Here is an 8268-nt window from a genome sequence, read left to right as displayed (position 1 = left end):
GCCTCCGCGCCCCCGGTCTCGGCGGGCCCCCCTGCGACCGCGGTCCTGCCCGCGCCCGCCGCGTTCGCGCCCCCGGTCCCGGCGGTCCCGCCCGCGCCTGCCGCCTTCGCGCCCCAGACCCCTGCGGACCCGCCCGCGCCTGCCGGCTCCGCCGCCGAGCCGCTCCCCACCGACCTGCCCACGCTCGTCGCCCGGCAGACCCGGCGTGTGACCGCCCTGCACCAGGACGTCCTCGCCCGGCACCTCCAGGTCCACCAGCGATTCCTGGAGACCCGGGCCCGGCTCACCTCCGCCCTCACCCACCGGGCGGCAGGAGCCGCGCTCCCCGCCCCGCCGGCTCCCGCCGTACGTCCCGCCGGCCCGCCTTCGCCCGCCCCCGCCGGGCGCCCCGCGCCCCCGCCCGGGCCCGTGTTCGACCGCGCCCAGCTGGAACACCTCGCCTCCGGACCGGTCTCCACCCTGTTCGGCCCCGCCTTCGCCGCGCAGGACGCGTACCCGGTGCAGACCCGGATGCCCGCACCGCCGATGCTGCTCGTCGACCGGGTCACCGGTATCGACGCCGTCCCCGCGGCGCTGGCCCGGTTCGGCCCGGAACACGCCACCGGCACGATCCGGACCGAGACCGACGTGCGCGCCGACAGCTGGTACCTCGACCCCACCGGCCGGATGCCCGCGGCCCTGATGATCGAGGCGGGTCAGGCGGACCTGCTCCTGATCAGCTGGCTCGGGATCGACCTGCTCAACCGGGGGGAGCGGGCCTACCGGCTGCTCGGCTGCGAACTGACGTACCACGGCAGCCGCCCCGAGGCCGGGGAGACCCTGCGCTACGAGATCCACATCGACCGGCACGCCGAGCACGGCGGCACCCGCCTGTTCTTCTTCCACTACGACTGCTACGTCGGAGACGAACTCCGGCTGAGCGTCCGCAACGGCCAGGCGGGCTTCTTCACGAAGGCCGAACTCGGCGACAGCGACGGTGTGCGCTGGGACCCCGCCACCCGTTCCCCGGCCGGGGACGTCCCGCACGACGCCCCCGCCGTGCCCTGTACCCGGTCCTCGTTCACCGCCGACCAGGTACGGGCCTTCACGGCCGGCGACCCGGCGGACTGCTTCGGCCCCGGCTGGGACACGACCCGGGCCCATGTGCGCTCGCCCCGGCCGGACGACGGCCGGCTGCGACTCCTGCGCGAGGTCACCGCGTTCGACCCGGCCGGGGGGCCGTGGGGCCGCGGCTACCTCCGTGCGGAGACCCCCGTCTCGCCGGACGACTGGTACTTCGAGGGGCACTTCACGAACGACCCCTGCATGCCCGGGACCCTGATGCTCCAGGCCGGGCTCCAGGCGATGGCCTTCCACCTGGCGGCCCTCGGCTTCACCGTCACCCGCGACGGGTGGCGCTTCGAGCCGGCCGTGGAGCGGCCCTGCACCGCCCACTGCCGCGGGCAGGTCACCCCGGCCAGCAGGCGCATCGTGTACGAGGTCTTCGTGCACGGCGTCTCGGCCGGCCCCGAGCCGACGCTGTACGCCGACGTCCTGGCCACCGTCGACGGGGTGAAGGCGTTCCACGGGCAGGACGTCGCCCTCCGGTTGGTACCGGACTGGCCCCTGTCGCACTGGCGGCGGCTCGGCCCGCACATCGAGCAGACCGGCGGCACCCCCGTACCCCTCGCCTCGCTCGGCGGACTCGTCGGCCACCGCCCCGCCGGGACGGTGGCCGAGCGGGAGGGGTTCGTCTTCGACTACCCGTCGTTGCTGGCGTGCGCCTGGGGCAGGCCGAGCGACGCGTTCGGCGCGACGGCGCGGGTCTTCGACGGCACCCGCCGGAGCGCGCGGCTGCCCGGGCCGCCGTACCACTTCATGACCCGCGTCGTCTCGGTGGACGGTCCGCAGCGGGGCATGCGACAGGGCGGCCGTGTGGTCGCCGAGTACGACGTGCCGGACGAGGTCTGGTACTTCCAGCAGAACGGCGACCGGGTCATGCCGTTCGCCGTGCTCATGGAGGTCGCGCTGCAGCCGTGCGGATGGATGGCGGCCTACGTCGGCTGTCCGCTCTCCACCGACACCGACCTGCTCTTCCGCAACCTCGACGGGCGGGGCACCGTCACCGGGGAGGTCACGCCGGCGACGCGGACCGTGCGCACCGAGGCGGAGCTGACGAGCATCTCCCGGACCGGAGAGATGATCATCGTGTCGTTCGCCGTCCGGTGCTTCGCCGACGACGCCGAGGTCTTCACCCTGACCACGGTCTTCGGGTTCTTCCCGCAGTCGGCCTTCGAGCACCAGGCCGGGCTGCCCGCACCCGAGGAGGTCCGGGCCGCACTGGAGGCCCCGTGCGAGCGCGCCGTCGACCTGACGGCGCGCCCCGCGCGCTACTTCGGCGGAGCTGCCCGGCTGCCCGGCCCCATGCTGCTGATGATCGACAGGATCACCGGATACTGGCCGGACGGAGGAAGCGCGGGGCTGGGGCGCCTGCGCTCGGAGAAGGACGTCGACGCGGGGGAGTGGTTCTTCAAGGCCCACTTCTTCCAGGATCCGGTGCAGCCGGGCTCCCTCGGCGTCGAGGCCATGTGCCAGCTGCTCCAGTTCCACCTGATCGAGAGCGGTCTCACCGACGGGGTCCCCCAGCCCCGCTTCGAACCGGTCATGACCGGTCACGAAGTGGTCTGGAGGTACCGCGGGCAGGTCACCCCGGCCAACCGCCTCATCCGCATCGACCTGGACGTCCTGGAGACCGGCGAGGACGCGCGCGGGCCCTACGCCCTCGCCGAGGCCAGGCTCTGGGCGGACGGCCTCTGCCTCTACCACGTGCGCGGCCTCGGCGTGCGCGTCGTGCCCCGAGACGCTCCGTCCGGGGCGGCCGAGGTGGCCGAGGTGGCCGGGGCGGCCGGGGTGGCCCACGGCACGCTCGACCCCGCCGTCGACACCTGGACCCGCGACCACTGCCCGACCTGGACGGTCCCCGCGCTGCCGATGATGTCGGTCGTCGACCGGCTCGCGCAGGCCGCGGTGGACCACACCGGCCTGCGGGTGGTCGCGGTGCGCGACGTCCGGCTCCGGCGCTGGATCGCGCTCACCGGTCCGGTCCGGCTGCGGACCGAGGTGGTGCCCGCGGGGGAGGGGCTGGAGGTCCGGCTGCTGACGTGGCGTCAGGCGACGACCCCCGCACTGTCCCGGTTCGAGGAAGTGGCCGTCGGGACCGTCCTGGTGGGCGGTCGGCCGGCCGGCCGGCCCGAGCGGTTCGCCCCGCTGCCGGACGCCGTGGTGCAGCCGGACCCGTACGCGTCGGCCGAGCTGTTCCACGGGCCGGCGTTCCGGTACCTGAGGTCGCTGGCCGTCGGAGCGGCCGGATCCTCCGCCGTGGCCGACGCCGCGGGCGGCACGGTTCCGGCCGGATGCCTGAACCAGGGCGTCATGGACGCACTCCTCCAGGCGATTCCGGCCGGCAGCCTCGGCGAGGACATGATCGGGTACCCCTTCCGGCTCGACCGCCTGGAGCTCTTCGAGGCGCCACCGGAGACCGGTGAGGTCGCGATCGAGGCCCGTTTCGGCGGGTTCGTCTCCGACGAGGTGACCTCCAGGCCGATGCCGGTGACCGACGTCCAGCTGTGCGTGGACGGGCGGGTCGCCGCGCAACTGCGGCTGGTCAGCGTCCTGCTGTCCGTCGGCCCCCTCGCCGGGGCATCCCCGGCCGAGCGCCGGGACTTCCTCCTGCGCAGGAGGGCCCCGGCGGGAGTGGGGCTGTGCAGGACCGTCGACGGGGCGACGGTGGTCTCGGCGGAGGAGATCGACGGGGTGGACTGGCTCAGGGGCACGGTCGCGTCCGCCATGGGCCTGCCGCCCGGCTCCCGGGGCCGCGACCACCTGGAGGTCATCGCCGTCAGGAACCACGTCGGCCGGCTGGCGGGGGTGCACCCGAGCACGGTGGAGGTGGGCGAGGACCTGCGGTCCGCCCGTACCGCGTCCGGGCGGCCGTACCACGTCCAGGCCGTCCGCCGCGGGGACGAGGTCACCGTGCGTTGCCTCGGGGGCGACCGCGGCTGACCTCCGCGTGGAGGGGCCGCCGACCGGGCCGCCGGAGCCGGGCCCCCCGGAGCGCCGGGCACGGGCCCGCCGGCACACCCGGCCGGAGCGGCGCACCCGGTCCGTCAGGCCGCGTCCCCCGCCGGCGGCTCCTCGTCCTCGGCCGCGACCGGTTCGGAGGTGTCCCGGACGGGCGTGTCCTCGACCCGGGCGCCGGGAGCGCTGCGGTTGGCGGCGGCCGGGCTGTGCGCCTGCTGCTGCGGCTGCTCGTCCCCCGTCCCCGCCGGCGGGATGCGCAGCGCCAGCAGGGCCACGTCGTCCCCGCTCGGCCTGATACGGGCGAGGAGCTCGTCGAGGAACTCCTCGATGTCGCGGCGGGCCAGGGCGGCCGCGTGCCGGCGCAGGGTGGCGAGACCGGCCTCGATGTCACGGCTGCGGCTCTCGACGAGGCCGTCGGTGTACAGCAGGAGGGTGGACCGGGGCGGAAGGTCCGCGTGTGCGTCCGGCCAGCCCAGCCCCATGTGCAGGGCCGAGCTGAGACCGAGCAGCGGCCCGTGGCCGGCCTCCAGGAAGCGGGTGTGGCCGTCCGCCGTGATCAGCAGGGGCGGAGGATGGCCGGCGTTGACCCAGTGCAGCCGCCAGGGCCCCTCGTCCGGGCCTTCGATGCGGGAGAAGACACAGGTGGCCATGGGGGCGTCACTGGTGTGGGTCATGGCCTCGTCCAGGCGGCGCATGATCAGGCTGGGGGGCTCGGTACGGTCCCAGGCCAGGGCGCGCAGCATGTTGCGGACCTCGGCCATGTGGGCGGCGGCCTTCAGGTCGTGCCCCACGACGTCCCCGATCACCATCGTCAGGACGTCGTCGCCGAGCAGGAAGGAGTCGTACCAGTCCCCGCCGATCTCGGCGGCGCTCTGGGCGGGCAGGTAGCGGGCCGCCATCCTCAGGCTGCCGACCTGCGGCAGCGGGGTCAGGAGCTGGCGCTGCATCGTCTCCGCGACGTGCCGCTGCTGTTCGAAGAGCTCGGCGCCCTCCATCACGAGACCGGCCCGCCGGGCGATGTCCGCCAGGACGAGGAGTTCCGGCTCGCTGTAGGAGGACCCGGGCGCGGTGCGGGCCACCGTCAGCGCGCCGTACACCTGCCGCCGGGTGTGCAGCGGCACCAGCACGGCGCCGGCGCCGCCCAGGCGCTGGAACAGCTCCCGGTGGGCGGTGTCGAGCGGCGTCGCCGGCCGCTCGGCCAGGGCCTCCGCGTCCAGGACCACGGGCTGTGTGCCCCGCAGCGCCCGCGCCATCACGGACCGGGACGACTCCGGCAGCGGCGGCAGCGGACCCCGGAGCGCCCCGGCCGCGGCCGCGTCGCCGGGAGCGTGCACCGCGATGCGCTGGAACTCGCCCGTCTGTCCGGGCGTACGCACGTCGATCGCCGCCCAGTCACCCATCTCGGGCACCAGCAGCCCGGCCAGCCGGTCCAGCATCTCGGGCATGTCGGGTGCGTCCAGGGTGGAGATCAGGACCGTCGAGACCTCCGCCACCATCGACAGCCGGGCGGTGAGCCCCTCCAGCGCCGCCAGATGGGCCGCGGTCTGGCGGGCGGCGTCACGGTGCAGGCTGAAGTCGTGGAAGACGACCACCGCGCCTTCCGTGGAGCCTTCGTGCCGCAGCGGGGTGGCCGCCCAGATGATCGGCAGGAGGCTGCCGTCCCCCCGCAGCAGGAACTCCTCGCTGCCCTCGTTCGGCCGGCCGTCGTCGAGCACGGACAGCACGGGACAGCCGCTCCGCGGCACCTCATCGCCGTCCGCTCCCCGGTGCAGCAGGTCGTGCATGTCGAAGCCGAGCAGCTCGCCGTCCGCCCGGCCGAGGAGCCGCCGCGCCCGCGGGTTGGCCGTGGTGAGCCGCCCCGCGGCGTCGATGACGAAGACACCCGCGCCCAGACTGTCGAACACGGTGCGCATGAAACCGATCTCCGGTGCGGCGCCCCCGCCGTTCACCGGAGGACCCCCGACGGCTTGGAACCGACGCCCCGCGCCACCGTCGGGGAGGCCGGGACACCGGGGGACGGCACCCGGGCGGAAGGCGGTACGCGGCGCGCCGGAGGAGAGGCGCTCTGGGAGGTCATGCGCTCATGCCCTTCCGGTTCGGGGTCGGAGCGCGGTCCGGGCCGCCCGGCGGGGGAGCCGGCCGGCACCCGCGGCACCGCTGCGTCTGCCCATCATTCATCCGCCGGGCCGTCCCCGCCGCTCGGGACCGGGGGACGGGCGGCGCGCGGAGTACCGGAACCGGCGCGGCCGGAAACGTGCGCGGCCGACGCGATCCGCCCCCCAGGCGCTCGCTCGCACCGCGCCGTCGCGCCCCGCCACGGGATGCGGGGCCGACGGAACGAATCGAGGATGCCAAAGAGGGAACGAGGCGTAGGGCCGGTTCCACGAACCGAGAAGCGACATCTCGAGGGAGACGAAACACCATGGCACCTCAGCAACCCTCTTCCGGTCTCACCGCGTCCCGAGACCCCCGACTCCCCCGTCCGGTGGCCGACGAGGCGGGGTGGCGCGAGGTGGACCTGCGGGCGGTGGACACCGTCCGGGTGCTGGCCGCCGACGCGGTACAGAAGAAGGGCAACGGGCACCCCGGTACGGCGATGAGCCTGGCCCCCCTCGCCTACCTGCTGTTCCAGCGGGTCATGCGCCACGACCCCACCGACGACCAGTGGCTGGGCAGGGACCGCTTCGTGCTGTCCTGCGGCCACAGCAGCCTCACCCTCTACATCCAGCTCTACCTGGCCGGCTACGGCCTGGAGATGGAGGACCTCCAGGCCCTGCGGACCTGGGGCTCGGCGACCCCCGGGCACCCGGAGTACCGGCACACCCGCGGCGTGGAGATCACCACCGGCCCCCTGGGGCAGGGCATGGGCTCCGCGGTCGGCATGGCGATGGCGGGACGCCGCGAGCGCGGTCTGCTCGACCCGGACGCGGCCCCCGGAGCCAGCCCCTTCGACCACCACGTGTACGTCCTGGCCTCCGACGGCGACATGATGGAGGGCGTCTCGTCCGAGGCCGCGTCCCTGGCCGGGCACCAGCAGCTCGGCAACCTCGTGGCGTTCTACGACTCGAACCACATCTCCATCGAGGACGACACCGACATCTCCTTCAGCGAGGACGTCCCGGCCCGCTTCGCCGCGTACGGCTGGCACGTGCAGACGGTGGACTGGATGCGCACGGGTGACTACGTCGAGGACGTCGACGCGCTGCTGGCCGCCGTCGAGGCGGCGAAGCGGGAGCGGTCCCGGCCGTCCCTGATCATGCTGCGCACCATCATCGGCTGGCCCGCCCCGACGAAGCAGAACACCGGCAAGGCCCACGGATCGGCCCTGGGCGACGAGGAGGTCGCCGCGACCAAGCGGCTGCTCGGCTTCGACCCGGACACCGACTTCGCCATCGAGGACGAGGTCCTCGCCCACACCCGCGCGGTCAAGGAGCGCGGCCGGGCGGCACGCGAGCGCTGGACACCGGGCTACCAGGACTGGCGGAACGCCAACCCGGAACGGACCCGCCTGCTGGACCGCCTGACGGAGCAGAGGCTGCCCGACGGCTGGAAGGACGCCCTGCCCGTGTTCGCGGCCGACCCCAAGGGCATGGCCACCCGCAAGGCGTCCGGCGAGGTGCTCACCGCCCTCGCCCCGGTGCTGCCGGAACTGTGGGGCGGCTCCGCCGACCTGGCCGGCAGCAACAACACCACCATGGAGGGCGAGCCCTCCTTCATCCCGGAGAACCGGCAGACCGAGGAGTTCACGGGCAACCCCTACGGCCGGACCCTGCACTTCGGCATCCGCGAACACGCCATGGGCGCCGTACTCAACGGCATCGCCCTGCAGAGCCTGACCCGGCCCTACGGCGGCACCTTCCTGACGTTCAGCGACTACATGCGGCCGGCCGTCCGCCTCGCCGCGCTCATGAACCTGCCCGTCACCTACGTCTGGACCCACGACTCGATCGGCCTGGGCGAGGACGGCCCCACCCACCAGCCCATCGAGCACCTCGCGGCGCTCCGTGCCATCCCCGGGCTGGACGTCGTACGCCCGGCCGACGCCAACGAGACCACCGTCTGCTGGCGGCAGGCCCTGGAGCACACCGACCGGCCCACCGGCCTGGTGCTGACCCGCCAGAACCTGCCGGTCCTGGACCGCGGGGACGGCACCCTCGCCGCGGCCGAGGGCGCGGCCCGCGGCGCGTACGTGCTGGCCGGCGGGGGCGG

At 74.7% G+C, this 8268-nt stretch carries 2 protein-coding genes and 1 pseudogene; 2 read left to right on the top strand and 1 reads right to left on the bottom strand.

All coding sequences use genetic code 11. The features are described 5' to 3' along the window. Positions 1 to 4041, top strand: a pseudogene (locus tag IH13_RS0134165) (polyketide synthase dehydratase domain-containing protein); the annotation flags it as partial. 104 nt (positions 4042 to 4145) lie between these two features. Here IH13_RS0134165 and IH13_RS0134160 read toward each other — a convergent pair. After that, positions 4146 to 5972 carry a SpoIIE family protein phosphatase gene (locus IH13_RS0134160; protein WP_199814927.1) on the bottom strand — a complete coding sequence of 609 codons (1827 nt, stop codon included), beginning with the start codon at positions 5970 to 5972 and terminating at the stop codon, positions 4146 to 4148. Positions 5973 to 6481: 509 nt separating this feature from the next. Between IH13_RS0134160 and IH13_RS0134155 the strand changes: the two genes are divergently transcribed. Then, the coding region (locus IH13_RS0134155; protein WP_063837533.1) for a transketolase family protein at positions 6482 to 8268 on the top strand (1787 nt) is incomplete at its 3' end.

The organism is Streptomyces sp. NRRL WC-3549, from assembly GCF_000721935.1.
GTDB lineage: Bacteria > Actinomycetota > Actinomycetes > Streptomycetales > Streptomycetaceae > Streptomyces.
Note: the sequence above shows the minus strand (reverse complement) of the source record. Positions and strands in the feature narration are given on the sequence as shown.